We start from the raw sequence: 24821 nt of genomic DNA, 5'->3' as shown, positions 1-24821 counted from the left end.
ACCTGGTCACGGAGACCAATTGATAGACCACGGAACCGTGTTGGGAGGCGGCGGTGGTCATGTAACCGTGTCTCGGGTCACCAGAGACCCACAGGCCTACGCCAAAGCGATGGTTCCCAAAAAATGAGTTCATGGCAGGTTTGGATATCAGCAATCGCAGCTTTGATAGTTGCCGCCGCGCTGATCGAAGCCTATGTGAAGCGGAACAGAAAACGCAACCTCGCCGACATGCGTCCAGATCCGGGTGAACTCAGCAAAGTGGGCGGCCTTGAGAGGTACGGGCTTGATCCGGTGGAAATGGCGCAGGCCGAACACCGGCGGCTTGAAACGGAAGGATGGGCACCCAGTTTGCCCAGTGATGGAACAATCCCCGCAGGTGCGGATGAAAAGGAAAAACAAGATGACCGACGTTAAGACCCAGATCGACCAAACCGTCAAAGCCAACGATGTGGTGCTGTATATGAAAGGCACCAAGGAAATGCCGCAATGCGGGTTCTCCTCGCGCGTGGCTGGCGTGTTGAACTACATGGGCGTTGAATACACGGATGTGAACGTTCTGGCCGATGAAGAGGTGCGTCAGGGGATCAAGGATTATTCCGACTGGCCCACTGTGCCCCAGCTTTACGTCAAAGGTGAGTTTGTTGGCGGCTGCGATATCATCACCGAGATGACTCTGTCGGGCGAACTGGACGCGTTGTTCGACGAAAACAACGTCGGCTACAACAAGGAAGCAGCCGACAAAATTCGCGAAGCAAACGCGTAATCCAGCCTAACGGCTGGAACAACCCCGGTAGATATCCTGCTCAACGGCGGCGCCTGCCGCCAAATAGCTTACGGACGCGTCCCACCCTTTCGAGCGCAGGATGTAGGTTCCACCATCACCAATGGATTCGTAGCGGATACCAGACCCGCTTTGGACCTGACGCATCACAACCAGAGAATTGTCCACCAAGGTTGCCGCTGCACCCGTACTGTCCGGCGCGTTGAAATAGGTGACAGGCAGCGGTATTCCGTTCTCGCAGGTGAAGGTGACAGACAGAATATCGATCTCAGCCAATGCTGTTGTCGCGGGCGCAATCAGCGCCACCGCACAGATGAATTTGCTCAGGAACTTCATCGTGCCTTTTTCTCCTCAACTACTGCGGCCAGCGCTTCGGCCCGTGCGGCCAGTTCGGCCAGCGTATCTGTAACGGATGGTGGAACCACAGCCACTTCAATGCGCTCAGGTTCGGGCGCCGGGGCGCTTCGCAGCGCCTGAAGCTCGGCTTCGGCTTCGGCCAGTTTCCCTTCGAGCGACTTGACCTTGTCCTCTGTCGCCGCAGTCTTGTCGGCCAGCATCAAACCGGCCATCAGCAACATGCGGGATTCCGGCATACGACCGATCTGATCGGACAGCACCTGCGCCTCGTCGTCCAACACTTTGGCGGCAGCGTGCAGAAAGGGCTCTTCCCCGTCCCGGCAGGATACGTCAAAACCGCGCCCGCCGATATGAATGGTCACTTCGGGCATTACTCTACCTCACCTTCAACAAGTTTCGCCTGCGAGAGCAGAGGTTCCAACCTTGCAAGAACGGCCTGCGCTTCGGCGGCGTCTGACGCCTGCGCCGCGCGCGTTGCTTCCAGTTCCGCGACGGTGGCCCGGTTCAGCAGCTCGGCATCTGCGACACCTTCGGCAGCGGCGGCGCGCAATTCGTCTATCGCAGTGCGCAACTGCTCGTTTGCCTTGCGCATCCGTTGCAGATCGTCGTCCAGCCGCGACATTGCAGCGCCGTGGCTGGTCCGTTCAGCGCGCAGCATCTCAAGCTCGGCGCTCAGGTCGTCGACGCGGACAGTGTCTGACAGTTCTTCCTTTAGCCGGCTGTTTTCCGCCTTCAGCGCCTCCAGCTCGGTGCTATTGTCCAATGCGGCCTTGGCTTCGGCCAATTCAGCGCGTGCGGCTTCGACCGATGCGATTTTCGCACGGGCTTCTTCCAGCTCGGATCGCAGAGCGTCTGTTTCGGCTGTATCGGCCGGAGCGGTTCGCAACTCCTCAAGATCGGCACGCAACCCGTCCACTTCCTGTTCGTGCTGTTCCTTCAGGGTTCTCAGACGTTCCTGAAGCTGCGCGTTCGCAACTTTTTCATCTTCAAGCGCTGCCTGGAGGCCGTCATCTGGCCGGGCATCTACGGTCGCACCGCCCAATGCGTCGACGCCCGCTCCGATACGGTCCATCGCCGCAATAATGCGGTGCTGTAATTCCTCAAGTTGGCTCATGCCCCTGTCACCTCTTTATCAAGGTTCATTCTGTTGCGAAGCGATCCGAATCAAAATCGAATCCCGCCTGCCGCCAGTCTAACGGAATGCGACAGAAAATACCCACTGTTTGCTTTCAACCACTTGGGCCGCGCACTTCAAGCAATCCAGGCGGATAAACCCCGGTTCTGCTTGCACTTTGAGTGCTGAGTGGTATTGAGCCCGCAATCTGCTTTTTATCCAAAGGAACAACGCCCGTGGACCTGACTGCGCTGCGCAATGCCAACCCCGAACACTGGGACAAAGCTGCGGCCATCCGCACATTGACCCTTGATGCCGTCGCCGCTGCAAACTCCGGACATTCCGGTATGCCCATGGGCATGGCTGATGTCGCCACCGTCCTGTTCGAAAAGCATCTGAAGTTTGACGCCTCGGCCCCGAACTGGCCGGATCGCGACCGCTTCATCCTGTCCGCCGGCCATGGTTCGATGCTGGTCTATTCGCTGCTGTACCTTACGGGATATGCAGATGTGACGCTGGAGGAGATCAAGAATTTCCGCCAGTTGGGCGCAAAAACCGCAGGCCACCCCGAGAACTTCCTGGTCGCTGGCGTTGAGACCACGACCGGCCCGCTGGGTCAGGGTATCTCGAACGCCGTGGGCTTTGCGATAGCCGAAGAAATCCAGCGTGCACATTATGGCAAGAAGGTTGTTGACCACTATACCTATGTCATCGCGGGCGACGGATGCCTTATGGAAGGCGTAAGCCAGGAGGCAATCACGCTGGCCGGCCGTCACGAGCTGAGCAAGCTGATCGTTTTCTGGGACAACAACAACATCACCATCGACGGCACCGTCGACATCGCGGACCGCACCGATCAGGTTCGTCGCTTTGCGGCGTCGGGCTGGCATGTGATCGAAATCGACGGTCATGACCCCAAGGCCATCGACGCGGCCATCGTTCAGGCGAAGAAGTCGAACAAGCCGACCATGATCGCGTGTAAAACCCACATCGCTTTGGGCCACGCGGCTCAGGACACGTCAAAGGGGCACGGTGCGCTGACCGATCCGGATCAGCTGAAGGCTGCCAAGAAGGCCTATGGCTGGGCGCATGACGCATTTGACGTGCCTGCCAATGTCAAATCCGCATGGGAAGCTATCGGTGCGCGTGGCGCTGCCGAGCGTGCGGAATGGGAAGCGCGTTTCGCACAACTGTCCGAGCGTAAGCAGGCTGAGTTCACCCGCGCCTATGCGTTCGAGGCCCCCAAGCGACTGGCTGGCGCCATTCGTGCCTTCAAAAAGCAGATGTCCGAAGATCAGCCGAAACTGGCCACCCGTTCGTCGTCGGAGAAGGTCCTGAACGTTGTGAACCCGATCATGACCGAAACCGTTGGTGGTTCGGCGGACCTGACCGGATCGAACAACACCAAATCGGCCGATATGGGTGTATTCCTACCGGAAAACCGCAAGGGTCGCTACATCCATTACGGTATCCGTGAACACGGCATGGCGGCCGCGATGAACGGTATGGCGCTGCATGGTGGTATCCGTCCCTATGGCGGCACGTTCATGGCCTTCACAGATTATGCCCGCCCGTCCATGCGTCTGGCCGCGCTGATGAAGATCCCCAGCGTCTTTGTGATGACCCATGACTCGATCGGTCTGGGCGAAGATGGCCCGACCCACCAGCCGGTTGAACATCTGGCGATCTCGCGTGCAACCCCCAACACTTTTGTGTTCCGCCCCGCTGACACCATTGAAACGGCCGAGGCATGGGAACTGGCGCTGACCTTCAAGGAAAGCCCCTCGGTCCTGTCGCTGACCCGTCAGGGTGTTCCAACGGTTCGTACCGAGCACAAGACCAAGAACCTGACCGCTCAGGGTGCTTACGTTCTGGCCGAGGCAGAAGGTAAGCGTCAGGCGATCCTGATTGCAACAGGTTCCGAAGTGTCGCTGGCCATGGAAGCCAAAGCGACGCTCGAGGCCGAAGGTATCGGCACGCGTGTTGTTTCGATGCCCTGCATGGAGCTGTTCGCAGAGCAGGACGAAGCCTACCGCAAGCGCGTCCTTCCGGCAGGTCCGGTCCGCGTTGGTATCGAAGCCGCGGTTCGTGCTGGCGGCTGGGATCGTTGGTTGCTGGGTGAACGTGGCCGCGAAGCCAAAGCCGGGTTCATCGGCATGTCGAGCTTTGGTGCCTCGGCCCCTGCCGGTGAGCTATACAAGCATTTCAGCATCTCCGCCGAAGCAACCGTGGCCAAGGTCAAGGAATTGTTGGGGCTGTAAGCTTATACCAGAACAATCAACCAAAGGGCGGCTTCAGCCGCCCTTTTCCGTTTCTTTTCAGTGCGCTTTGGACTTGCCGAACAAAGGCATGATCACCTTGGTGGCCATTGGGATCAAAACCAGTCCCCAGGCTAGGCCCAGAACTCCGTCCATTGTCGCTTTGGCCAGCCATTTCACCGCAGCGGCCCAGTCCTCGGGCGCTGAATACGCAATCGCTTTGGCCCAGTCATAGATCTGATGCTGCAGCCAACCAAAACCAAGCACTTCCAGACCGTGGATGACAATCGAGCCACCGACCCAAAGCATCGCCGCAGTTCCGACGACCGACAAGGTTTTCATCACAGCCGGCATTGCCTTGACCAGACCGCGACCCAAGCCACGACCAACAGGCGTTGGAGCGTTACTCGCCAGATAAAGCCCAACATCATCCATCTTCACGATCAACGCCACCGAGCCATAAACCGCCACAGTCACGCCAATCCCCACAACGGCCAAAGTTGCGGCCTGCATCCAAAGGTTTGGCGCTTCGATCGCCGCCAGTGCAATGGTCATAATCTCGGCTGAGAGGATAAAATCAGTTTTGATCGCGCCCTTGACCTTCTGCTCTTCCAGATGGCCCGGATCCCGGTTTTTCATGTCTTCCTCTATGACGTGACTTCCATGAGGAAACAGAACGTGAAAAATCTTCTCGGCACCTTCAAAACACAAATATGATCCACCCAGCATCAACAGTGGGGTGATCAGCCACGGGGCGAAATTGGCCAGCAGCAAGGCTACCGGCAACAGGAGTATGATTTTGTTGAAAACCGAACCGCGCGCGATACGCCAGATGATCGGCAATTCGCGCGCCGGGGCAAAGCCTTGAACGTATTTTGGTGTTACCGCAGCGTCGTCGATGATCACACCGGCCGTCTTGGCCCCTGCCTTGCCCGCCGCGGCCACGACATCGTCCACCGATGTCGCCGCAACCTTGGCGATCCCGGCCACATCGTCCAACAAGGCCAAAAGACCACTCATTGCGTTTCCTTTCCCAATCACTGCCGCATCTGGACCCTACCTGATCCAACGGCTAGCGCAAGCGTTAGCGCAACCGTCGCAGGTTTGCGCTAACACCTTAAAAATATGCCGTTTTTGCCCTTTTGAGATTCCCATTTCGCCGCTATATGGCCCTCAACGCAAGCGCATCAGGAGACGTCACATGACCATCAAGGTCGGTATCAATGGTTTTGGCCGTATTGGCCGCTGCACCCTGTCGCACATCGCCGCGTCGGGGCGTAACGACATCGAAGTGATCAAAGTCAATGCAACCGGCCCATTGGAAACCTCTGCGCATCTGCTGAAATATGACAGCGTTCACGGGCGTTTCCCGCGCGAAGTTTCGATCGAAGGCAACACAATGGATCTGGGCCGTGGCCCGATGCAGATGTTTTCGACCTACGATATGAATGAACTAGACTGGGAGGGCTGTGACGTCGTTCTGGAGTGCACCGGTAAATTCAATGACGGCAACAAGGCCAAAACACATCTGGATCGCGGTGCAGGTAAGGTGCTGCTGTCCGCCCCCGGTAAGAACGTGAACAAGACCATCGTTTTTGGTGTGAACCACAACACCCTGACCGCGAACGACAACATGGTGTCGAACGGCTCCTGCACCACAAACTGCCTGGCCCCGCTTGCCAAGGTGCTGGACGAAGGTGTCGGCATTGAACACGGTATCATGACCACCATTCACGCCTATACCGGAGACCAGCCCACGCTGGACCGTCGTCACAGTGACCTCTATCGCGCCCGCGCTGCCGCGATGTCGATGATCCCGACCTCAACCGGTGCTGCCAAAGCTTTGGGTGAAGTTCTGCCAAACCTGAAAGGCCGTCTGGACGGGTCCGCCATCCGGGTCCCTACCCCGAACGTTTCTGCGGTTGACCTGACCTTCCGCGCGTCGCGTGACACTTCGGTGGCCGAGATCAACGCAATCGTCGAAGAAGCAGCCAAAGGGCCGATGCAGCGTGTTCTGGGATATGAGCCCGCACCGCTGGTATCAACCGATTTCAACCACACCGAAGAAAGCTCGATCTTCGCACCCGATCAGACCCGCGTCGTCGATGATCGCATGGTGCGCGTGCTGGCCTGGTATGACAACGAGTGGGGTTTCTCGGTTCGCATGGCAGACGTAGCCGTCGCCATGGGTCGCCTTAACTGACCTTTCGGACTTCGCTTGTACGTTGGTGCCCGCTCAGGTTATCTGGGCGGGCATTTTCGTTCGGAACCGACATGAACAATCAAATCGCTATCTGGCTTGGCGTCCTGTTGCTTGGGGGCATAATGCTGGACGTAGCCTTGTATGGAACCGAGCACATGTTGTTCCTCGGTAAGAAGCTGTACGACTTTCTGGACTGGCTCGCTTTTTGGCGATGAGAGAGGTTTTTCTTGACATTTCGCTTGATCTGTAATTGTTAGCGCTAACTCATAAAGCTGAGATATTGTACGGAGCGAACCATGACCCTGAAACTAGCGATCAACGGATTTGGACGGATCGGGCGCGGGGTTCTGCGCGCGGTGATGGAAAGCGGGCGTACAGACGTTGAGATCGTTGCGATCAACGACTTGGGCAAGCCCGACATGAACGCGCATCTGTTCGAATTTGACAGCGTTCATGGCCGTTATCCCACCCCTGTCACGCTTACAGACGCCGGTCTGGATGTGGGGCGCGGCCCGATCCGCCTGAGCAGTGAGCGTAATCCCGAAGACCTGCCCTGGTCTGACATCGACGTTGTTCTGGAATGCACCGGTGTTTTCCGCACGCGCGAAGCGGCTGAACGTCACTTCAAAAACGGTTCACGGAAAGTTCTGATCTCAGCCCCTGCGCGGGGTGACGGTGGCGTGAAAACCATCGTCTTTGGCGTCAACGACAGCGAGTTGACGGCCGAAGATCTGGTCGTTTCGAACGCATCCTGCACCACGAATTGTCTTTCTCCCGTTGCCGCTGCTCTGGACGCAGGTCTTGGTATCAAACATGGCAACATGACCACCGTTCACGCTTACACCGCCAGCCAGCCTGTGCATGACACGGTTGGAAAAGACCCCTACCTGTCGCGCGCCGCAGCCCTGTCGATGATCCCTACCACAACCGGTGCAGCCGCCGCTGTGGGGCTGGTACTGCCGCAACTCAAGGGCAAATTGACGGGTCAGGCCATCCGGGTACCAACCCCGAATGTTTCAGTCGTTGATCTGGTTGCCGAGGTTTCGCGCCCAACGACCGAAGATGAGGTCAATCAACTGTTCATTGATGCCGCAGCAAAGATTCCCGGTGTTCTGGCGGCGGAAAGCCGTCCTCTGGTCTCGGTCGATTTCAACCACGACTCGCACAGCTCGACGGTGTCACTGGCAGAAACCAAAGTCACCGACGGTACGCTGGTTCGCGTGTTGGCCTGGTATGACAACGAATGGGGCTTTTCGAACCGGATGCTGGATACGGCCGCCGCGATGGGCGCCCTAGCCTAACCGCTCACGCAGTGCCGCATTGACACGGGGCGTGACGAATTTCGACACGTCTCCGTTCAAACGGGCAATTTCTTTCACCAGTTTTGAAGCAATCGCCTGATGGCGTGCCTCGGCCATCAAAAAAACAGTCTCGATCGAGTCGTCCAGTGCGCGGTTCATACCAACCATCTGGAATTCATACTCGAAATCCGCGACAGCGCGCAAACCGCGGACGATGATCTGCGCACCGACATCCCTTGCGCAATCGATCAATAGATTTTCGAAGGGATGAGCGATAATTTCAGTGCCGGTTTGTTCGGTCAGTTCGGCGCATTCGGCCTCGATCATCGCGACGCGCTCTTCCAGCGAGAACAACGGGCCTTTGTCCCGGTTGATGGCGACGCCAATGACAAGTTTATCCACCAATGCAGCCGCCCGGCGAATGATATCGATGTGCCCTATGGTGATAGGGTCAAAGGTTCCCGGATACAAACCAACCCGCATCACGCCCTCCTGCGCAATAAAGTTTCTGCGCAAGCAAACACAACTTTGCTGCAGGTGCAAGTGATTGCTTTGGCACCCCTTGCTGTTAGTGCCCCATTATCATGCCTTCCAGGGCATCTTTTTCCATCGCCAGTTCGGCCAGCTGGGCCTTTACCACGTCACCAAGTGTGACGATGCCGATCAGTTTACCGTCTTCGACAACCGGCATATGGCGAAAGCGCCCTTCTGTCATGCGGGCCATGATATCCTGAACCGAGGCCTGACGCGTCGTCGTGATCAGGTCCTGCGTCATGTAGGATTTTACAGGCTGGTCGAGACAGCCACTACCGCTGGCGGCAAGCTCGCGGACGATGTCGCGTTCAGACAGAATTCCAATCGCGGTTTCTCCGCCATCGTCAGAAACAACAACCGTCCCGATCCGCTTTTCCGCAAGAATCTTCGAGGCTTCTGAAACCGTCGCCATTGGCGCCACCGTTACAACGCCGTCTGTCGCTTTGGACGTCAGGATAGCCTGTACCAACATGAAGAATTCCTCCGGAATAATAACACTTATTCCAAAGCGTTGCGCGATTGTGGCGACCTGTCAAGCACCGGCATCTGCTTCCAATCGAAGCACTTCCTCGCGAATGCCGCGCGTCAGGGCATCGGCAAAGCGGTTCAACCGTTCGTTGCGCTGATCTCCTTCATGCCGAACCAGATAGAAACTGCGCGTCAGACTCACTTGATCCGTCAGGATTTTCCGAAGCCCCGGATGGAACGGCAACGTAAAGTCATGCGCCACGCAAACGCCAGTTCCCAAACTGACCTGCCGCAATTGCACCGAGACCGAGTTCGATGCAAGCGCGACACGGTCAACCCCAATATCGTTCAGGTAATCCAGTTCCCGGTCAAAGATCATGTCGGGAATGTAACCGATCAATCGGTGCCCCTTGAGGTCAGCGACCGAGTGGATTGGATCGTGACGTTTCAGATATTCATCGGTCGCGACCATGTGCAATTTGTAATCACTGACTTTCTTGACCAAAAGCTGCCCTGCGGTTGGCGCGCTGACGGTCACGGCCATATCGGCCTCGCGCCTTGAAAGGTTGATCACCCTCGGCAGAGCCAGAATCTGAATATCCAGTTCCGGGTTAGAATCGCTGATCCTGGCGCAGACCTGGGGCAACAGGTAATTTGCGCTGCCATCTGGCGCGCCGATCCGGATTTGCCCGCTGAGTGATTTCGTGGATCCGGCCACAGCTCCGGCGGCTGCCCGCATCGCCTCTTCCGCATGCAACCCATGCTCCAACAGGCGCTGACCTGCCGGTGTCAGGACATAGCCCTGCTGCGACTTGGTGAACAACGTGGAATCCAGCGTCGCCTCCAATCGCGCAACACGCCGCCCCACCGTAGCGGGATCGATTTTCAGGATACGACCTGCGGAAGAAAGACTTTCCTCGCGTGCCACGGCCAGAAAGATCCGCATATCATCCCAGTTTGGGGTCACACCATTTACCTTTGCATTTTTGCAAAACTCTTTTGAGATATTGCCTCTGTTCGCGGGATTTCTGCAAGCCTATTGTGCGCACAAATCTATCGGAGGAGTTATTGATGCAAGATCTGACCCATTTCCTGAACGGCGAAATGGTCGCCGGTACATCCGGTCGTTTCGACAACGTCTACAACCCGGCAACGGGCGAGGTTCAATACAAGTGCCCGATGGCCAGTGCTGCGGAAACCACGGCGGCGATTGAGGCCGCAGCCGCTGCCCAGCCCGAATGGGGCGCAACCAACCCTCAGAAACGTGCACGTGTCATGATGGCAATGGTCGGCCTGATGAACCGCGACATGGACAAACTGGCCGAGGCACTAAGCCGCGAGCACGGCAAGACCATTCCCGATGCCAAAGGCGACTTGCAGCGTGGTCTGGAAGTGATCGAATACTGCATCGGTGCGCCTCAGATGCTGAAAGGCGAGTTCACCGACAGCGCAGGCCCCGGCATCGACATGTATTCCATGCGCCAGCCGCTGGGTGTCGTGGGTTCGATCATGCCCTTTAACTTCCCTGCGATGATGCCCCTGTGGCATGTCGGTCCTGCACTGGCCTGCGGTAACGCCGTTGTTCTGAAACCGTCCGAGCGTGACCCCTCGGTTCCGCTGATGCTGGCCGAACTGTTTGTCGAAGCCGGCCTGCCCAAGGGTGTGTTCCAGGTCGTGAATGGTGACAAAGAGGCCGTTGATACGATCCTCGACAGCGAGATCATTCAGGGTGTCAGCTTTGTAGGATCTACCCCGATCGCTCAGTATATCTACAGCCGTGCCACCGCAAACGGCAAACGCGCCCAGTGTTTTGGTGGTGCCAAGAACCACATGATCGTCATGCCCGACGCCGATCTGGATCAGGCCGCCGACGCGCTGGTCGGTGCCGGGTTTGGCGCAGCAGGCGAACGCTGCATGGCAGTCTCTGTTGCGGTTCCGGTTGGTGAAGAAACCGCGGACAAGCTGATCGAAAAGCTGATACCGCGCGTCGAAAAGCTGAAAGTGGGCCCCTACACCGCTGGTGACGATGTCGACATGGGCCCTGTAGTAACCGCCGCCGCGAAAGAGCGTATCCTTGGTCTGATCAATTCGGGTGTCGAGCAAGGCGCAAAGCTGGTCGTCGATAACCGTGATTTCAGCCTGCAAGGTTATGAGGACGGCTTCTTTGTCGGCCCGCACCTGTTTGACCACGTCACTCCGGACATGGACATCTACAAACAGGAGATCTTTGGCCCGGTTCTGTCGACTGTCCGTGCAGGTTCCTACGAAGAGGCGATCGGTCTGGCGATGGACCACGAATACGGAAACGGCACAGCGATCTTTACCCGCGACGGTGACACTGCGCGCGATTTTGCCAGCCGGATCAATATCGGCATGGTGGGTATCAACGTTCCGATCCCCGTTCCGCTGGCTTATCACACTTTTGGTGGTTGGAAAAAATCCATGTTTGGCGATCTGAACCAGCATGGCCCGGACAGCTTCAAGTTCTACACCCGCACCAAAACAGTAACCGCACGCTGGCCGTCGGGCATCAAGGAAGGTGGCGAGTTCAACTTCAAAGCCATGGACTGATTTCAGCCTGCATGACTATGGAACCCGGCCCTATTCAGGGCCGGGTTTTTGCATTTTTCCGCCGAGCAGCGTTCAAATTCCCCACGTTCACAAGAAATTCAGGTGCGTCACTCTGGAAAATTGCGACCAATGGAAATATCTTGCCGCCAAATACACATTGAGCAGTGAATTTACCGGAGGCACCCTTGTCCCACTCCCGAATAACCCGTCGTTCCGCCCTGCTGGGCGTTGCATCCCTGATGGCGACCCCCGCCCTTGTTCGGGCCCAAAGCACGGACGCGTTTCCGGAGACAGAAGACGCGATCAGCACACAGTTACCGGTACGGCGCAATGTATCATCCTTCGCGCAACAAAACTGGCAGGATCACTTTGATGAGCTGGGCGTTGGCTGCCTGTTGGCCGACATTACCAGCCGCGCGGTTCACTATTGGGCGCCGGATGGCACCTATAAGCTGTACCCCAGCTCTGTGCCCATGAGCGAAGAGCTTACAAAACGCGGCTACACAAAAGTTGTACGCAAGACCGAATTTCCAAGCTGGACACCGACCGCCTCGATGCGCGAGCGTGACCCCAGCCTGCCTATTCGGATCGATGGCGGTGATCCCGGAAACCCGCTGGGCACCCGTGCAATGTATTTGGACTGGCCCGCTTACCTGGTTCATGGCACCCATGACACCCGCAAGATCGGCCGGCAGAGTTCGTCTGGCTGTATCGGCCTTTACAACCAGCATGTCGAAGAACTGTATCCGCTGGTTAAGGTCGGCACACAGGTTCGTTTGATCTAATCTACCAGCTCAGAAAAGCAAAAGCCCCGGTCATACGCCGGGGCTTTGATCTCTTTAGGAACAGAGCGTCATTCCGGCAGGATAACAGCGTCGACCACGTGGATCACGCCATTGCTGGCTTCAATGTCTGCCTGTATGACCTTGGCGTCATTCACTTTGACGCCGTTTTTGGCATTCACGCTAAGCCGATCACCCTGAACAGTCAGAACCTTGGCGCGCTTGCCAGCAATGTCGCCGGACATCACTTTGGCTGGTACTACATGGTATGTCAGGATCGATACGAGTTGATCCTTGTTCTCCGGCAACAACAACGTTTCCACCGTGCCTTCGGGTAGTGCGGCAAAGGCTTCGTCTGTCGGGGCAAAGACGGTGAATGGACCTTTTCCTTTCAAGGTATCTACCAAACCTGCGGCTTGAACTGCGGCCACCAACGTGTTGAACGATCCGGCTGCTACAGCGGTATCAACGATATCTGCAGCCTGCGCTTTGAGCGGCATGGCAAATGCAAATGCGGCGACGGCACCCATAAAAGTACGACGAAACATGGCTGTCTTCTCCTCTCCAGCTTGTTATGGAAAGGGATACGGGGCTTTCGTCACGCCGGATCAGTCTGAGATCATTTTTCTTTTAGCTGCACCCAGATGCTTTGCGCGCGCCCTTCAGCCAAAAAGGGCAAATCGGCGACGGCATCGGGTCGATCCTGTTGCAGGTAATATCCCGGCCAAAGCATTGAATACGCGCCAGATTGCAGCAAAGCGTGCAGCATGTATTGCTCACCCCAACCCGGGCAGTCATAGAAGAACCGCTTGGGGTATTCGTAGGGCAGAAAAACATCGTGCACATGGATCACCACTCCGGGCTTCAGTGTTGGAATGATGCGGCAAAAAAGATGAGCGACGTCGTTGCTCATCCGCACGACGTGGCTGGAATCAATAAACAGGATGTCGCCGGCTTCCAGCTCTGAAAACAGCGCCGGATCGGCATCCTCCAGCCGTTTTTGTTCGAACCGATCAACAACTTGGGCGATGTCAGCGCGGGGATACGGATCAATTGCCGTAATGTTGGTGTCAAACCCGCCATCGATGACCGCCTGCCGGGTTACTCTGGTCGAGTTTCCGCATCCAACCTCAATAACCCGCCGGGGTTGAAAGCGTCGGATCATCAGATACAAGGCATCCGCGTCGGGGCTGTCGTAATAGCCGTTTCCAGCACGATAGCCGGTCTGATTGCGCTCAGGATCCTTCAGCGCGTCCAGCGCATGCTTATTCGCGGCGTATTCACTGACCAGTTGCGAAATATCAAACCCATCCATTCCCGGCGACAAAGCATAGACGGGGCGCGTCAGACCTCCGGCAGCCTCAAAAGCTTCCAGCCGCGCGCGCTCATCCTGTTCGGTGACCTTGTCGACCAGTTTCACACCCAGCTCATCCAGGGCGGCGTTGATCTGCGGGAATTTTCTGGGTTTCAAGTCGCTGGCTCCGTGGTCTTTGCTGCGTTATTCCATACCTTTGGTGGTCGTTCCTCTGCAAGGACAAGCCGGGCAAACCCTTGGCAAAAAGAAAATTTCCGTATTCACTGATCAAAATAACTACCGCGAGGGCCGCCATGCAGCAGGAATTCACGATCGGGATCGAAGAAGAATACCTTCTTGTAGACCGCGACAGCCTCCAATTGTCCGAAGCTCCCGAAGCGCTGATGGAAGCCTGTCAGAATGATTTCGAAGGACAGGTCAGCCCCGAATTCCTGCAATGTCAGATAGAAGTCGGCACCCGCCCGCATGCAACCGTTGCTTCGGCGCGCGAGGACCTGAAACGCCTGCGCTCCTGTGTATCGGAACGGGCTGCGGAATATAACCTGTCACCAATAGCCGTGTCGTGCCACCCTTTTGCGAACTGGAAGGATCAGCATCACACCCGAAAGGAACGCTATGATGCGCTGCAACACGCGCTTGGGGGCGTGGCCCGCCGGATGTTGATCTGCGGCATGCATGTTCATGTCGGGGTCGAAGACCGAGCCTTGCGTTCTGATCTGATGCCGCAATTGTCTTACTTCCTGCCGCATCTTCTGGCGTTGTCAACGTCCTCGCCTTTCTGGAACGGCGAGGATACGGGCCTGTCGTCGTACCGTCTGACCGTCTTTGACAATCTGCCACGTACCGGTCTGCCACCGGTCTTTGCAAGCTGGGGCGAATATGAGCGCACCACGGGTATTTTGATTGAACTTGGGGTCATCGAAGATACCACTAAGATCTGGTGGGACCTGCGCCCCTCGCATCGCTTTCCAACGCTTGAAACGCGGATTATGGATGTCCAGCCAAGGTTGGAACACACGCTTTCACTGGCCGCCCTTGTTCAGGCGTTGACCAGAATGTTGTGCCGCTTGAAAGATCGCAACTTGCGCTGGCGGCAATATGATCGCTTTCTGATAGGTGAAAACCGCTGGCGCGCGCAGCGATATGGTGTGGGCGAAGGATTGATCGATTTCGGCGATCGCTCGATCAAACCCATGTCCGACCTGATCGGTGATCTGATGGGATTGCTGGCCGAAGACGCCGAGGCACTGGGCACAATGTCGGAACTGGCCCGCCTGCGGCAGATCGCCGAAAACGGCACCTCGGCCACACGCCAGCGCCGCGTTCATGCCGAGGCTTCCGCGCGCGGGGAAGATCCTGGCAAGGCCGTCGTGCGCCACCTGATCGAAGAGTTCCACGCGGATCTTTAGACACTGGCGACAACAGTCCCCTGCCCAGAGCCATTGTTGAGCCTGCAAAATTTCTGTAAGAATTCAGAAATAAACAACTGTTCAATTCATTGCCGATGGGAGGGAGCGCCATGGATTTCGCACTCAGCGAGGAACAAACAGCCATTTTCGACATGGCACATGCCTTTGGTCAGGAACATATCGCCCCTTTTGCCCGGCAATGGGAGGCTGATGGAACGATCCCCAAAACCTTATGGCCCCAAATCGGAGAGCTTGGCTTCGGCGCCCTTTACGTGTCCGAGGCCAGCGGTGGGTCAAACCTGACCCGTCTGGATGCAACTCTGGTTTTTGAGGCCCTATCGATGGCCTGCCCGTCGGTCGCGGCGTTCCTGTCGATCCATAATATGTGCGCCAAGATGCTCGACAACTTTGCAGACGATGACCTCAAGGCGCGCATCATGCCCGATGTTCTGAGCTTGAAAACTGTGTTGAGTTATTGCTTGACCGAGCCCGGTTCTGGATCGGATGCGGCAGCGCTGAAAACACGCGCCGAACGGACCAACGAAGGCTATACGCTGAACGGAACAAAGGCCTTCATTTCAGGCGGCGGATATTCCGACGCTTACGTCTGTATGGTGCGTACTGGCCAGGACGGGCCCAAAGGGATTTCGACCGTTTACGTTGAAGACGGCACGCCCGGCCTCAGCTTTGGCGCGCTCGAGCAGAAGATGGGCTGGAAAAGCCAACCCACCGCGCAAGTTCAGTTCGACGATTGCAAGATACCGGCCGGAAACCTTGTGGGCGCGGAAGGTGACGGATTCAAATACGCGATGATGGGGTTGGATGGCGGGCGGCTTAACATTTCTGCCTGCTCGCTTGGGGCCGCTCAGGCCGGGCTGGATATGACGCTGCAATACATGTCCGAACGAAAGGCTTTTGGCCAATCCATCGACCAGTTTCAGGCCCTTCAATTCCGTCTGGCGGATATGGAGATCGAATTGCAGGCCGCGCGAACGTTCCTTAGGCAGGCAGCCTGGAAGCTGGATCAGGGCGCGCCGGATGCCACGAAATTCTGCGCCATGGCCAAGAAGTTCGTTACCGAGACCGGATCGAAAGTGGTGGACCAGTGCCTGCAATTGCATGGCGGTTATGGCTATCTTGCGGATTACGGCATCGAAAAGCTTGTGCGTGATCTTCGTGTGCATCAGATATTGGAAGGTACGAACGAGATCATGCGTGTGATCGTATCGCGCCAGTTGCTTGCCAATCGCTGAGGCACCCATGTCAGATATCGATATCCGCACCACAGGCCGTGCCGGGCGTATCACCCTGACCCGTCCTCATGCGCTGAACGCGATGACCTATGACATGTGCATGGCCATCGACACAGCGCTGCGCAACTGGCGCGAGGATGATGAGATTGACCTGATCATCCTGGACGCCGAGGGGGAAAAAGCCTTCTGCGCGGGTGGTGATATTGCTGAACTTTATGAAACCGGCACCAAGGGTGATTTTTCTTACGGTCAAAAATTCTGGCGTGACGAATACCGTCTGAATGCCCTGATCTTCGAATATCCTAAACCGGTCATCAGCTTTCTTCAGGGGTTCGCGATGGGCGGCGGTGTTGGCATCGGATGCCATGGCAGCCATCGCGTTGTTGGAGAAAGCGCAAAGATTGCCATGCCAGAATGCTCCATCGGACTGGTGCCGGATGTCGGCGGCTCGTTGATGCTGGCCCTTGCGCCTGGACGCGCGGGTGAGTTTCTGGGAACAACCGGCTATCGGATGGGGCCTGCGGATGCGATCTATACCGGGTTTGCCGACCTTTTCATCCCGCAATCACAATGGTCCGATCTGATCGAGTTGCTCGAAGCCTCTGGAAACGCTGAACTATTGGCTGACCATGCCGGTACACCGCCTGTTGGTGAATTGGCGAACTTGCAGGCCCAAATCGATCAGCATTTTTCCGGTGACACCCTTGGCGACGTTCTGAACAGTCTGCACAGCAACGACACTGAGTTTTCGGCGAAAACTCTGGGCATGCTGAGGAAAAACGCGCCGCTTTCCGTGGCTTGCACAATCGAGGTTCTTCATCGCCTGCGCTCCCCTTCTCTGACCATACGCCGAGCTCTGGAGATGGAGTATCGTTTCACCCACCGCGCGATGGAGCATGGCGATTTTCTGGAAGGCATCCGCGCGCAGATCATCGACAAGGATCGCAACCCGAACTGGCAGTTTCCTGACATGAACGTCCCTCTGGTTACCGTGTCGAAAATGCTTCAGCCCCTGGGTGCGGACGCCCTGACATTCGAAGAGGATTAAGAGATGCAAATCGGTTTCATCGGACTGGGAAACATGGGCGCGCCAATGGCAGCCAATCTTGCAAAAGCCGGTCATAAAGTACTTGGCTTTGACACAGCAGGCGTGACGGTTGACGGGGTTTCTCAAGCCGCAACCGCTTCGGAAGCTGTTGCAGCGGCCGATGCTGTCATCACGATGCTGCCAAACGGTGCGATTCTGAGGGCCGTTGCGGATCAGATCATTCCTGCAATGGCACAAGGTGCCGTGCTAATCGATTGCTCGACAGTTGATGTGGAAAGCGCGCGGGCAGTTGCGGATCAGGCCATCAACGCCGGACTGTTGTCCGTAGACGCGCCAGTTTCTGGCGGCATCGGTGGTGCTGCGGCTGGCACGCTGACCTTCATGGCTGGCGGATCAGAAGCCGCGTTTGCCAAGGCATCCCCTCTGTTCGACATCATGGGGCAGAAAGCTGTTCACTGTGGTGAGGCCGGTGCCGGTCAAGCTGCCAAAATCTGCAATAACATGATCCTTGGTGTCACCATGATTGCAACCTGTGAAGCCTTCGCTTTGGCCGACAAACTGGGTCTGGACCGGCAGAAGATGTTTGACGTGGTAAGTACGTCGTCCGGATACAGCTGGACGATGAACGCCTATTGCCCTGCCCCCGGTGTCGGCCCGCAAAGCCCGGCCGACAATGGGTACGCCCCCGGTTTTGCGGCCGAGCTGATGCTGAAGGACCTGCGCCTCAGCCAGCAGGCGGCTGAGAGTGCAGATGCAGATACACCGATGGGTCAGGCGGCCACCGCGCTTTATGAGCAATTTGTCGAGAACGAAGATGGCAAGGGACGCGATTTCAGTGCCATGTTGCCACGGTTCGAAAACCGCGGACGTGACTGAAACAACTGGCGGCATCTTGCCCAACGATTTGACAGATCTTGGGCAAGCGACCATCTAGGCAGTCATGAACAAAAGGCCCGGCTGGCCAATTCGCAAAGGACGGCGACATGACGAGATTTTTGGTGACGACGGCAACTCTGGCGGCTTTGGCCCTTTCCCCGGTTGCCGCGGTTGCAAAGAACAAGGCCGGGCATTGCCCTCCGGGTCTGGCCAAGAAATCCGTTCCCTGCGTGCCGCCTGGTCAGGCAAAGAAAATCTATCGCGATGGTGACTTCATTACCAATGATTACCGTTGGATCAATGACCCTTATCGCTATGGGTTGAACCGAAACTACTCTTATGTCCGTGCCGGTGATTATGTGTACCGGGTCGACCCCGAGACACGCAAAGTCCTGAACCTGATCGGCGCGATCGCAGATATCCTGAACTGAGGCCGCGTCTGGGCACTTATTCTGCCGCTACGCGCGCGCCTTTCAGCATCGACTTCAGGTATCGCCCGGTGTGGCTGCGTTCAACATCGGCTATGTCTTCCGGTGTTCCTGTGGCGACGATTTCGCCACCGCCATCACCACCTTCAGGTCCAATGTCGATGATATGATCCGCGGTTTTAACCACATCCAGATTATGTTCAATCACCACGACAGTATTGCCCTGATCGACAAGTTCGTGCAGCACTTCCAGCAGCTTGCGAACATCTTCGAAATGCAGTCCTGTTGTCGGTTCGTCGAGAATATAGAGCGTTCGCCCGGTTGAACGCTTCGACAGTTCCTTTGACAATTTTACCCGCTGCGCCTCGCCACCTGACAACGTCGTGGCTTGTTGACCCACCTTGATATAGCCAAGACCCACACGCGCAAGGGCGTCCATCTTGTCCCGGATTGAGGGCACGGCCTTGAAGAATTCCTGCGCATCTTCCACTGTCATATCAAGCACATCCGCGATGGATTTACCCTTGAACTTGATCTCAAGCGTTTCGCGGTTATACCGCGCGCCTTTGCAGGTTTCGCAAGTCACATAGACGTCCGGCAGAAAGTGCATCTCGATCTTGATGACACCGTCACCCTGACATGCCTCACACCGCCCGCCTTTGACGTTGAAGCTGAATCGACCCGGTTTGTACCCGCGTGCCTTAGCCTCGGGCAGACCGGCAAACCAATCTCGGATCGGGGTAAAGGCCCCGGTGTAAGTCGCCGGGTTTGAACGCGGCGTTCGCCCAATGGGGCGCTGGTCGATGTCGATGACCTTATCGAGGTGTTCCAGCCCCTTGATGGTTTCACAGGGTGCTGGTGTCTGACGCGCCCCGTTCAGCCGCATTGACGCGGTTTTGAACAATGTCTCGATCGTGAGGGTGGATTTACCTCCGCCCGACACACCTGTGACGCAAACGAATTTGCCCAAGGGGAAATCGGCTGTGACATTCTTCAGGTTGTTGCCCGTGGCCTTGACCACCGTGACTTTCTGCTTCTTCCCCTTCCGACGCTGCACCGGAACCGCGATTTCACGCGTTCCTGCCAGGTACTGCCCGGTAATGGAGGCCGCATCTGCCGCGATTTCCGCAGGCGTTCCGTGACTGACCACCTGACCGCCATGCACACCTGCCCCCGGACCGATGTCGAAAACATAGTCAGCCTCGCGGATGGCTTCCTCGTCATGTTCTACAACGATCACCGTATTGCCCTGATCCCTCAGGTTCTTGAGCGTATCCAGAAGCCGGTCATTGTCACGCTGATGCAGTCCGATCGAAGGCTCATCCAGCACATAGAGGACCCCGGTCAGCCCCGAGCCGATCTGACTGGCCAGACGAATACGCTGGCTTTCGCCTCCTGACAGCGTTCCGCTTGAACGGGACAGCGTAAGGTATTCCAAACCAACGTTATTCAGGAAACCAAGTCGCTCGCGAATTTCCTTGAGGATGGCGCGGGCAATTTCGTTTTTCTGGGCGCTCAGGTGGTTGGGCGCATCTTCGATCCACGCCAAAGCCTCACGGATCGACATCTGCACCACCTGCCCCACATGCAGCCCGGCGATCTTAACCGCCAGCGCTTCGGCCCGCAGCCTGTAGCCTTCGCAGGCGCCGCAGGGGCGATTGTTTTGATATCGTTCAAATTCCTCACGAATCCACGCGCTGTCAGTTTCGCGGTACCGCCGTTCCATATTCGGGATCACGCCTTCAAAACTGCGGGTCACTTGATAGACGCGCCCGCCTTCGTCGTACCGGAACAGAATTTCATCATCCCCGGACCCACGCAGAAAGACCTCCTGCACATTTTTCGGCAGGTCTTTCCAGGGCGTGTTCTTGTCAAACTCGTAATGGCGCGCGATGGCCTCGATGGTTTGCAGGAAATATGGTGATTTGCCCTTTCGCCATGGGGCCAAAGCACCATCGTAGAGTTTCAGAGTCTGGTCCGGCACCACCAAGCGTTCATCGAAAAACAACTCGACCCCAAGACCGTCACAATCCGGGCAGGCACCGAATGGCGCGTTGAACGAAAACAGGCGTGGTTCGATTTCGGGAATGGTGAAACCGCTGACCGGGCAGGCAAAATTCTCACTGAATGTGATGCGTTCCGGATCACCCTCGCGCGGGGCAGTTTCCAATATGGCAATCCCGTCCGCCAAGTCCAGAGCGGTGCGCAAGCTGTCGGCCAGGCGCGTTTCCATTCCTTCCCGTACAACCAGTCTATCAACAACCACATCGATATCGTGACGGAATTTCTTATCCAATACAGGCGGTTGATCAAGTTCGTAAAACTCTCCGTCCACCTTGACGCGCTGGAAACCCTGTTTGCGCAGCTCCAGGAATTCTTTTTTGTACTCACCCTTCCGGTCGCGCACGATGGGGGCCAGAAGATAGCCGCGTGTGCCGTCTTCCATTGCCATGATCCGGTCGACCATGTCCTGCACTTGCTGCGCCTCAATCGGCTGCCCGGTGGCCGGGCTGTAGGGCGTTCCGGCGCGCGCAAACAACAGACGCAGATAGTCATAGATTTCGGTTACCGTGCCCACAGTTGAACGCGGGTTCTTGGACGTCGTCTTTTGTTCAATCGAAATTGCCGGAGACAGGCCGCTGATATGGTCGACATCCGGCTTTTCCATCATATCCAGGAATTGCCGGGCATAGGCCGAAAGGCTTTCGACATACCGGCGCTGGCCTTCTGCATAGATGGTGTCAAACGCCAATGAGGACTTCCCCGAACCCGACAGTCCGGTGATGACCACCAACTGATCCCGAGGGATATCAACGTCTATACCTTTGAGGTTATGTTCGCGCGCGCCGCGCACCTCGATATTCTTCAGCTCAGCCATATGCGGCCCCCAACAAACAAGTGGTTAAGAGATAGGCGAGCCAGACCAAGACTCCAACAGAAAAGTTAGAACATTTAGTGAACAGTCGAAATTTCGCCGATTAGAACCTGCAATGATCAATGGATTGGAAAAAGGTGCCCGTAAAGGCGCAACCGTTGATCTGCTTGAGGATGAAAATGGCGCGGTTGACGGGGCTCGAACCCGCGACCCCCGGCGTGACAGGCCGGTACTCTAACCAACTGAGCTACAACCGCGCATCTATTTTCGTGGCCTTTTGCCTGGACCAAGGTTGGCAGCGGTGGCGCGGTTGACGGGGCTCGAACCCGCGACCCCCGGCGTGACAGGCCGGTACTCTAACCAACTGAGCTACAACCGCCCGCTGCATGTTCATTGCTGAACGTTTGGGTGTATTATGGCTACGCTCGGGCAGCGTCAAGCGGCGTTTTCAAGTTTTTTGTCAGATTCCAGAATTTTGTATACGGCGCGATTTTTTGCGGATGCCGCAGGTTCTATTTCCCTTGCAGCCAACCTTCGGGAAAGATATCACCCCGTCCCATGGGTGATTAGCTCAGTGGTAGAGCGCTTCGTTCACATCGAAGATGTCAGCGGTTCAAATCCGTTATCACCCACCATTTTCCAGAGCACACCGATGCCCAAAATGAAACGCTGGTTTCATGCAACGTCTTGGCGCTGCATGGTGCGGTCTTCACTACATCCCTCAACAAAAAAGGCGAAGCTATTGCTTCGCCTTTTGTTGACTCACCAAAGACTTAATGCGCGGTCGCGGAAGGTCCGGTATTACCGGGCGACGCGGCCGCCGCTGCCGCGGCCTCTTCCGCGGCTTCGTCCCATTCGATCGGTTCCGGTTTACGCACCAAAGCATGTTCCAGAACTTCCGAGACATGTTTGACCGGGATGATCTTCAGCCCTTCTTTGACGTTGTCCGGGATATCCGCCAGATCCTTTTCATTCTCTTCCGGGATCAAAACGGTCTTTATCCCACCACGCAGCGCGGCCAGCAGTTTTTCTTTCAAACCACCAATCGGCATCGCATTCCCGCGTAGTGAGACTTCGCCGGTCATAGCAATGTCTTTCCGAACGGGAATACCGGTCAGAACCGAGACAATCGACGTGACCATAGCCAAACCAGCCGATGGGCCATCCTTGGGTGTCGCGCCATCCGGTACGTGAACGTGAATGTCGATCTTGTCGAACTGCGGCGGCTTTACCCCGATCTGAGGTGAAATCGAACGCACATAGGACGAAGCGGCGTCGATGGATTCCTTCATCACATCGCCCAGCTTACCGGTCGTCTTCATCCGCCCTTTGCCGGGCAGTTTCAACGCTTCGATATGCAACAGGTCGCCACCCACTGACGTCCAGGCAAGACCGGTGACAACACCAACCTGATCGTCCTGCTCGGCCAGGCCATAACGGAATTTCGGCACACCCAGGAAATCTTGCAGGTTTTCGGGTGTGACCTTAACGGTTTCCGCGTCCTTCTTGATGATCTTGGTCAGCGATTTGCGCGCAACCTTGGCGATTTCACGTTCAAGGTTCCGTACGCCCGCCTCACGGGTATAGGTGCGGATGATCTTTTGCAGCGCCTCATCGGTCAGTTCGAATTCCTTGGCTTTCAAACCATGGTTCTTGACCTGTTTGCTGATCAGGTGCTGCTTGGCGATCTCGCGCTTTTCGTCCTCGGTGTAACCGGCCAACGGGATGATCTCCATCCGGTCAAGCAAAGGCCCAGGCATGTTGTAGCTGTTCGACGTGGTCAGGAACATCACGTTGGACAGGTCATATTCAACCTCAAGATAATGGTCCATGAACGTGTTGTTCTGCTCCGGGTCCAGCACCTCAAGCATTGCCGATGCCGGATCACCCCGAAAATCCTGCCCCATCTTGTCGATTTCATCCAACAAAATCAGCGGATTCGTGGTTTTCGCCTTCTTCAGCGCCTGGATGATCTTGCCGGGCATCGAGCCAATGTAAGTCCGACGATGGCCCCGGATTTCGGATTCGTCACGTACACCACCCAATGAGATGCGAATGAACTCGCGCCCGGTTGCCTTCGCAACCGACTTACCCAGCGAGGTCTTGCCCACGCCCGGAGGGCCGACAAGGCACAAAATCGGCCCTTTCAACTTTTTCGAGCGCTGCTGAACCGCAAGGTATTCAACGATCCGTTCCTTGACCTTCTCAAGCCCATAATGGTCCGCGTCCAGAATCTCCTGCGCGCGGCCCAGATCCTTTTTGACACGGGACTTGGTGCCCCAAGGCAGAGCAAGAATCCAATCCAGATAGTTGCGCACGACTGTGGCTTCGGCCGACATGGGCGACATGTTCTTGAGCTTCTTAAGCTCACCCTCGGCCTTTTCCCGCGCTTCTTTCGACAGCTTGGTCTCGGCGATTTTGGCTTCCAGTTCAGCAACTTCGTTGCTGCCGTCCTCACCATCGCCAAGTTCCTTCTGAATGGCCTTCATCTGCTCATTCAGATAATATTCACGCTGCGTCTTCTCCATCTGGGATTTGACGCGGGTCTTGATCTTCTTCTCGACCTGCAGAACAGACATCTCGCCCTGCATCAGGCCATAGACCTTCTCAAGCCGCTCGCTGACGCTGAGAGTTTCCAGAAGCTCCTGCTTTTGTTCGACTTCGATGCCCAGATGCCCCGACACAAGGTCAGCCAGCTTCGCAGGCTCGGTTGTATCGCCCACTGCGGTCAGTGCCTCTTCGGGGATGTTCTTGCGCACTTTGGCGTAACGCTCGAACTCGTCCGCGACAGTGCGCAACAGTGCTTCGGTCGTGGTGACGTCGCCGGGAATTTCGGTCAGGTATTCCGCGCGGGCTTCGAAGAACTCTTCGTTCTCCAGAAACTCGGTGATCTGAACGCGCGCCTGCCCTTCGACCAGCACTTTTACCGTGCCATCGGGCAGCTTCAGCAGTTGCAGCACATTTGCCAGAACGCCGGTGCGGTAGATGCCTTCTTCATCCGGATCGTCAACGCCGGGATCGACCTGGCTGGACAACAAAATTTGCTTGTCGTCCTGCATCACCTCTTCCAGCGCGCGGACCGATTTGTCACGGCCTACGAAAAGCGGCACGATCATATGTGGGAACACCACAATATCGCGCAGCGGCAGGACGGGGTAGGAGGAATTCAGAGGCTCTTGCATGCTCTATCCTTATCATTGGCAAGACGGCGCTTGTCCCTCATCGAGGCAACATTTGTCCGTCTCCTG

The 24821-nt window shown here is 56.6% G+C and carries 23 protein-coding genes and 3 tRNA genes; 13 read left to right on the top strand and 13 right to left on the bottom strand.

Annotated elements, in window-relative coordinates; genetic code table 11:
* Window positions 1-123: 123 nt before the first annotated feature.
* Together ACR0M9_RS01055 and grxD are read left to right on the top strand one after the other, a co-directional pair.
* Window positions 124-414 (top strand): hypothetical protein, encoded by a 291-nt coding sequence (locus ACR0M9_RS01055; protein ID WP_480558487.1) that lies wholly within the window; start codon window positions 124-126, stop codon window positions 412-414.
* The gene (gene grxD / locus ACR0M9_RS01050; RefSeq protein ID WP_480481103.1) at window positions 401-763 is read left to right on the top strand and encodes a Grx4 family monothiol glutaredoxin; all 363 of its coding nucleotides are present in this window, start codon (window positions 401-403) and stop codon (window positions 761-763) included. The genes ACR0M9_RS01055 and grxD overlap by 14 nt, the downstream gene beginning before the upstream one ends.
* Before the next feature lie 6 nt (window positions 764-769).
* Here grxD and ACR0M9_RS01045 read toward each other — a convergent pair whose 3' ends face one another.
* From ACR0M9_RS01045 to ACR0M9_RS01035, 3 genes are read right to left on the bottom strand one after another with little or no spacing between them, the layout of a single operon-like run.
* The gene (locus tag ACR0M9_RS01045) at window positions 770-1117 is read right to left on the bottom strand and encodes an MliC family protein (RefSeq protein ID WP_480772651.1); all 348 of its coding nucleotides are present in this window, start codon (window positions 1115-1117) and stop codon (window positions 770-772) included.
* Window positions 1114-1509 (bottom strand): cell division protein ZapA, encoded by a 396-nt coding sequence (locus ACR0M9_RS01040; protein WP_209504034.1) that lies wholly within the window; start codon window positions 1507-1509, stop codon window positions 1114-1116. The genes ACR0M9_RS01045 and ACR0M9_RS01040 overlap by 4 nt, the downstream gene beginning before the upstream one ends.
* Window positions 1509-2252, bottom strand: coding sequence for a hypothetical protein (locus ACR0M9_RS01035; RefSeq protein WP_480481109.1), 744 nt, complete (start codon window positions 2250-2252; stop codon window positions 1509-1511). The genes ACR0M9_RS01040 and ACR0M9_RS01035 overlap by 1 nt, the downstream gene beginning before the upstream one ends.
* A gap of 236 nt (window positions 2253-2488) precedes the next feature.
* On the opposite strand from ACR0M9_RS01035, the gene tkt reads away from it, so the two are divergent.
* Window positions 2489-4513: a transketolase gene (gene tkt, locus ACR0M9_RS01030; protein WP_480772650.1), complete on the top strand. Its 2025-nt coding sequence runs from the start codon at window positions 2489-2491 to the stop codon at window positions 4511-4513.
* 57 nt (window positions 4514-4570) lie between these two features.
* Here tkt and ACR0M9_RS01025 read toward each other — a convergent pair whose 3' ends face one another.
* The gene (locus tag ACR0M9_RS01025; protein WP_480537784.1) at window positions 4571-5530 is read right to left on the bottom strand and encodes a DUF808 domain-containing protein; all 960 of its coding nucleotides are present in this window, start codon (window positions 5528-5530) and stop codon (window positions 4571-4573) included.
* 181 nt (window positions 5531-5711) lie between these two features.
* On the opposite strand from ACR0M9_RS01025, the gene gap (ACR0M9_RS01020) reads away from it, so the two are divergent.
* Both gap (ACR0M9_RS01020) and gap (ACR0M9_RS01015) read left to right on the top strand, forming a co-directional pair.
* Window positions 5712-6713 (top strand): type I glyceraldehyde-3-phosphate dehydrogenase, encoded by a 1002-nt coding sequence (gene gap / locus ACR0M9_RS01020; protein WP_267363431.1) that lies wholly within the window; start codon window positions 5712-5714, stop codon window positions 6711-6713.
* Between the two features lie 296 nt (window positions 6714-7009).
* Complete coding sequence (gene gap, locus ACR0M9_RS01015; protein ID WP_480772649.1) at window positions 7010-8014, top strand: type I glyceraldehyde-3-phosphate dehydrogenase; 1005 nt, start codon at window positions 7010-7012, stop codon at window positions 8012-8014.
* Here gap (ACR0M9_RS01015) and coaD read toward each other — a convergent pair.
* The 3 genes from coaD to ACR0M9_RS01000 all read right to left on the bottom strand — a co-directional run bounded on the left by coaD (window position 8006) and on the right by ACR0M9_RS01000 (window position 9962).
* The gene (gene coaD, locus ACR0M9_RS01010; RefSeq protein ID WP_209596116.1) at window positions 8006-8497 is read right to left on the bottom strand and encodes a pantetheine-phosphate adenylyltransferase; all 492 of its coding nucleotides are present in this window, start codon (window positions 8495-8497) and stop codon (window positions 8006-8008) included. The genes gap (ACR0M9_RS01015) and coaD overlap by 9 nt on opposite strands.
* 85 nt (window positions 8498-8582) lie before the next feature.
* Complete coding sequence (locus ACR0M9_RS01005) at window positions 8583-9020, bottom strand: CBS domain-containing protein (protein WP_267363439.1); 438 nt, start codon at window positions 9018-9020, stop codon at window positions 8583-8585.
* A 60-nt stretch (window positions 9021-9080) separates the two neighbouring features.
* Window positions 9081-9962 (bottom strand): LysR family transcriptional regulator, encoded by an 882-nt coding sequence (locus tag ACR0M9_RS01000; RefSeq protein WP_480772941.1) that lies wholly within the window; start codon window positions 9960-9962, stop codon window positions 9081-9083.
* A gap of 125 nt (window positions 9963-10087) precedes the next feature.
* On the opposite strand from ACR0M9_RS01000, the gene ACR0M9_RS00995 reads away from it, so the two are divergent.
* Together ACR0M9_RS00995 and ACR0M9_RS00990 are read left to right on the top strand one after the other, a co-directional pair.
* Window positions 10088-11587 (top strand): CoA-acylating methylmalonate-semialdehyde dehydrogenase, encoded by a 1500-nt coding sequence (locus ACR0M9_RS00995; RefSeq protein ID WP_480772648.1) that lies wholly within the window; start codon window positions 10088-10090, stop codon window positions 11585-11587.
* 239 nt (window positions 11588-11826) lie between these two features.
* On the top strand, window positions 11827-12372 hold the full coding sequence (locus ACR0M9_RS00990) for a L,D-transpeptidase (RefSeq protein WP_480772940.1): 546 nt from the start codon (window positions 11827-11829) through the stop codon (window positions 12370-12372).
* Window positions 12373-12440: 68 nt separating this feature from the next.
* Here ACR0M9_RS00990 and ACR0M9_RS00985 read toward each other — a convergent pair whose 3' ends face one another.
* Window positions 12441-12917: a fasciclin domain-containing protein gene (locus tag ACR0M9_RS00985; RefSeq protein ID WP_480472555.1), complete on the bottom strand. Its 477-nt coding sequence runs from the start codon at window positions 12915-12917 to the stop codon at window positions 12441-12443.
* Between the two features lie 71 nt (window positions 12918-12988).
* Window positions 12989-13840 (bottom strand): class I SAM-dependent methyltransferase, encoded by an 852-nt coding sequence (locus ACR0M9_RS00980; protein WP_480772647.1) that lies wholly within the window; start codon window positions 13838-13840, stop codon window positions 12989-12991.
* A 137-nt stretch (window positions 13841-13977) separates the two neighbouring features.
* Here ACR0M9_RS00980 and ACR0M9_RS00975 point away from each other — a divergent pair, with 137 nt between their 5' ends.
* The 5 genes from ACR0M9_RS00975 (at window position 13978) to ACR0M9_RS00955 (ending at window position 18701) form a co-directional block, all read left to right on the top strand.
* The gene (locus tag ACR0M9_RS00975) at window positions 13978-15093 is read left to right on the top strand and encodes a carboxylate-amine ligase (RefSeq protein WP_480485758.1); all 1116 of its coding nucleotides are present in this window, start codon (window positions 13978-13980) and stop codon (window positions 15091-15093) included.
* Between the two features lie 110 nt (window positions 15094-15203).
* On the top strand, window positions 15204-16346 hold the full coding sequence (locus ACR0M9_RS00970) for an acyl-CoA dehydrogenase family protein (protein ID WP_480564935.1): 1143 nt from the start codon (window positions 15204-15206) through the stop codon (window positions 16344-16346).
* A 7-nt stretch (window positions 16347-16353) separates the two neighbouring features.
* Entirely contained in the window at window positions 16354-17394 is a 1041-nt protein-coding gene (locus ACR0M9_RS00965; protein WP_480772646.1) for a 3-hydroxyisobutyryl-CoA hydrolase, read from the top strand.
* Between the two features lie 3 nt (window positions 17395-17397).
* The gene (gene mmsB / locus ACR0M9_RS00960) at window positions 17398-18270 is read left to right on the top strand and encodes a 3-hydroxyisobutyrate dehydrogenase (protein WP_480772645.1); all 873 of its coding nucleotides are present in this window, start codon (window positions 17398-17400) and stop codon (window positions 18268-18270) included.
* Between the two features lie 107 nt (window positions 18271-18377).
* On the top strand, window positions 18378-18701 hold the full coding sequence (locus ACR0M9_RS00955; protein ID WP_209504052.1) for a hypothetical protein: 324 nt from the start codon (window positions 18378-18380) through the stop codon (window positions 18699-18701).
* A 16-nt stretch (window positions 18702-18717) separates the two neighbouring features.
* On the opposite strand, the gene uvrA is transcribed toward ACR0M9_RS00955, so the two are convergent.
* From uvrA to ACR0M9_RS00940, 3 genes are all read right to left on the bottom strand, one after another.
* A complete protein-coding gene (uvrA, locus tag ACR0M9_RS00950; protein ID WP_480772644.1) occupies window positions 18718-21576 on the bottom strand; it encodes an excinuclease ABC subunit UvrA in 2859 nt (952 codons plus the stop codon).
* A gap of 177 nt (window positions 21577-21753) precedes the next feature.
* Window positions 21754-21830, bottom strand: a tRNA-Asp gene (locus ACR0M9_RS00945).
* 45 nt (window positions 21831-21875) lie between these two features.
* Window positions 21876-21952: transfer RNA gene (locus ACR0M9_RS00940), tRNA-Asp, on the bottom strand.
* Window positions 21953-22133: 181 nt separating this feature from the next.
* Here ACR0M9_RS00940 and ACR0M9_RS00935 point away from each other — a divergent pair.
* Window positions 22134-22208, top strand: a tRNA-Val gene (locus tag ACR0M9_RS00935).
* A 138-nt stretch (window positions 22209-22346) separates the two neighbouring features.
* Here the strand turns inward: ACR0M9_RS00935 and lon are convergent.
* Window positions 22347-24755 carry an endopeptidase La gene (gene lon / locus ACR0M9_RS00930; RefSeq protein WP_480485761.1) on the bottom strand — a complete coding sequence of 803 codons (2409 nt, stop codon included), beginning with the start codon at window positions 24753-24755 and terminating at the stop codon, window positions 22347-22349.
* Between the last annotated feature and the right edge of the window lie 66 nt (window positions 24756-24821).

It is taken from the genome of Ruegeria sp. CH2 (assembly GCF_056537065.1).
Note: the sequence above shows the minus strand (reverse complement) of the source record. Positions and strands in the feature narration are given on the sequence as shown.

Bases quoted from the DNA above. Each gene is read 5' to 3' on its own strand.
- ACR0M9_RS01055 (WP_480558487.1), top strand. From the start codon at position 124: ATGAGTTCATGGCAGGTTTGGATATCAGCAATCGCAGCTTTGATAGTT.
- grxD (WP_480481103.1), top strand. From the start codon at position 401: ATGACCGACGTTAAGACCCAGATCGACCAAACCGTCAAAGCCAACGAT.
- ACR0M9_RS01045 (WP_480772651.1), bottom strand. From the start codon at position 1,117: ATGAAGTTCCTGAGCAAATTCATCTGTGCGGTGGCGCTGATTGCGCCC.
- ACR0M9_RS01040 (WP_209504034.1), bottom strand. From the start codon at position 1,509: ATGCCCGAAGTGACCATTCATATCGGCGGGCGCGGTTTTGACGTATCC.
- ACR0M9_RS01035 (WP_480481109.1), bottom strand. From the start codon at position 2,252: ATGAGCCAACTTGAGGAATTACAGCACCGCATTATTGCGGCGATGGAC.
- ACR0M9_RS01025 (WP_480537784.1), bottom strand. From the start codon at position 5,530: ATGAGTGGTCTTTTGGCCTTGTTGGACGATGTGGCCGGGATCGCCAAG.
- gap (WP_267363431.1), top strand. From the start codon at position 5,712: ATGACCATCAAGGTCGGTATCAATGGTTTTGGCCGTATTGGCCGCTGC.
- gap (WP_480772649.1), top strand. From the start codon at position 7,010: ATGACCCTGAAACTAGCGATCAACGGATTTGGACGGATCGGGCGCGGG.
- coaD (WP_209596116.1), bottom strand. From the start codon at position 8,497: ATGCGGGTTGGTTTGTATCCGGGAACCTTTGACCCTATCACCATAGGG.
- ACR0M9_RS01005 (WP_267363439.1), bottom strand. From the start codon at position 9,020: ATGTTGGTACAGGCTATCCTGACGTCCAAAGCGACAGACGGCGTTGTA.
- ACR0M9_RS01000 (WP_480772941.1), bottom strand. From the start codon at position 9,962: ATGCGGATCTTTCTGGCCGTGGCACGCGAGGAAAGTCTTTCTTCCGCA.
- ACR0M9_RS00995 (WP_480772648.1), top strand. From the start codon at position 10,088: ATGCAAGATCTGACCCATTTCCTGAACGGCGAAATGGTCGCCGGTACA.
- ACR0M9_RS00990 (WP_480772940.1), top strand. From the start codon at position 11,827: ATGGCGACCCCCGCCCTTGTTCGGGCCCAAAGCACGGACGCGTTTCCG.
- ACR0M9_RS00985 (WP_480472555.1), bottom strand. From the start codon at position 12,917: ATGTTTCGTCGTACTTTTATGGGTGCCGTCGCCGCATTTGCATTTGCC.
- ACR0M9_RS00975 (WP_480485758.1), top strand. From the start codon at position 13,978: ATGCAGCAGGAATTCACGATCGGGATCGAAGAAGAATACCTTCTTGTA.
- ACR0M9_RS00970 (WP_480564935.1), top strand. From the start codon at position 15,204: ATGGATTTCGCACTCAGCGAGGAACAAACAGCCATTTTCGACATGGCA.
- ACR0M9_RS00965 (WP_480772646.1), top strand. From the start codon at position 16,354: ATGTCAGATATCGATATCCGCACCACAGGCCGTGCCGGGCGTATCACC.
- mmsB (WP_480772645.1), top strand. From the start codon at position 17,398: ATGCAAATCGGTTTCATCGGACTGGGAAACATGGGCGCGCCAATGGCA.
- ACR0M9_RS00955 (WP_209504052.1), top strand. From the start codon at position 18,378: ATGACGAGATTTTTGGTGACGACGGCAACTCTGGCGGCTTTGGCCCTT.
- uvrA (WP_480772644.1), bottom strand. From the start codon at position 21,576: ATGGCTGAGCTGAAGAATATCGAGGTGCGCGGCGCGCGCGAACATAAC.
- lon (WP_480485761.1), bottom strand. From the start codon at position 24,755: ATGCAAGAGCCTCTGAATTCCTCCTACCCCGTCCTGCCGCTGCGCGAT.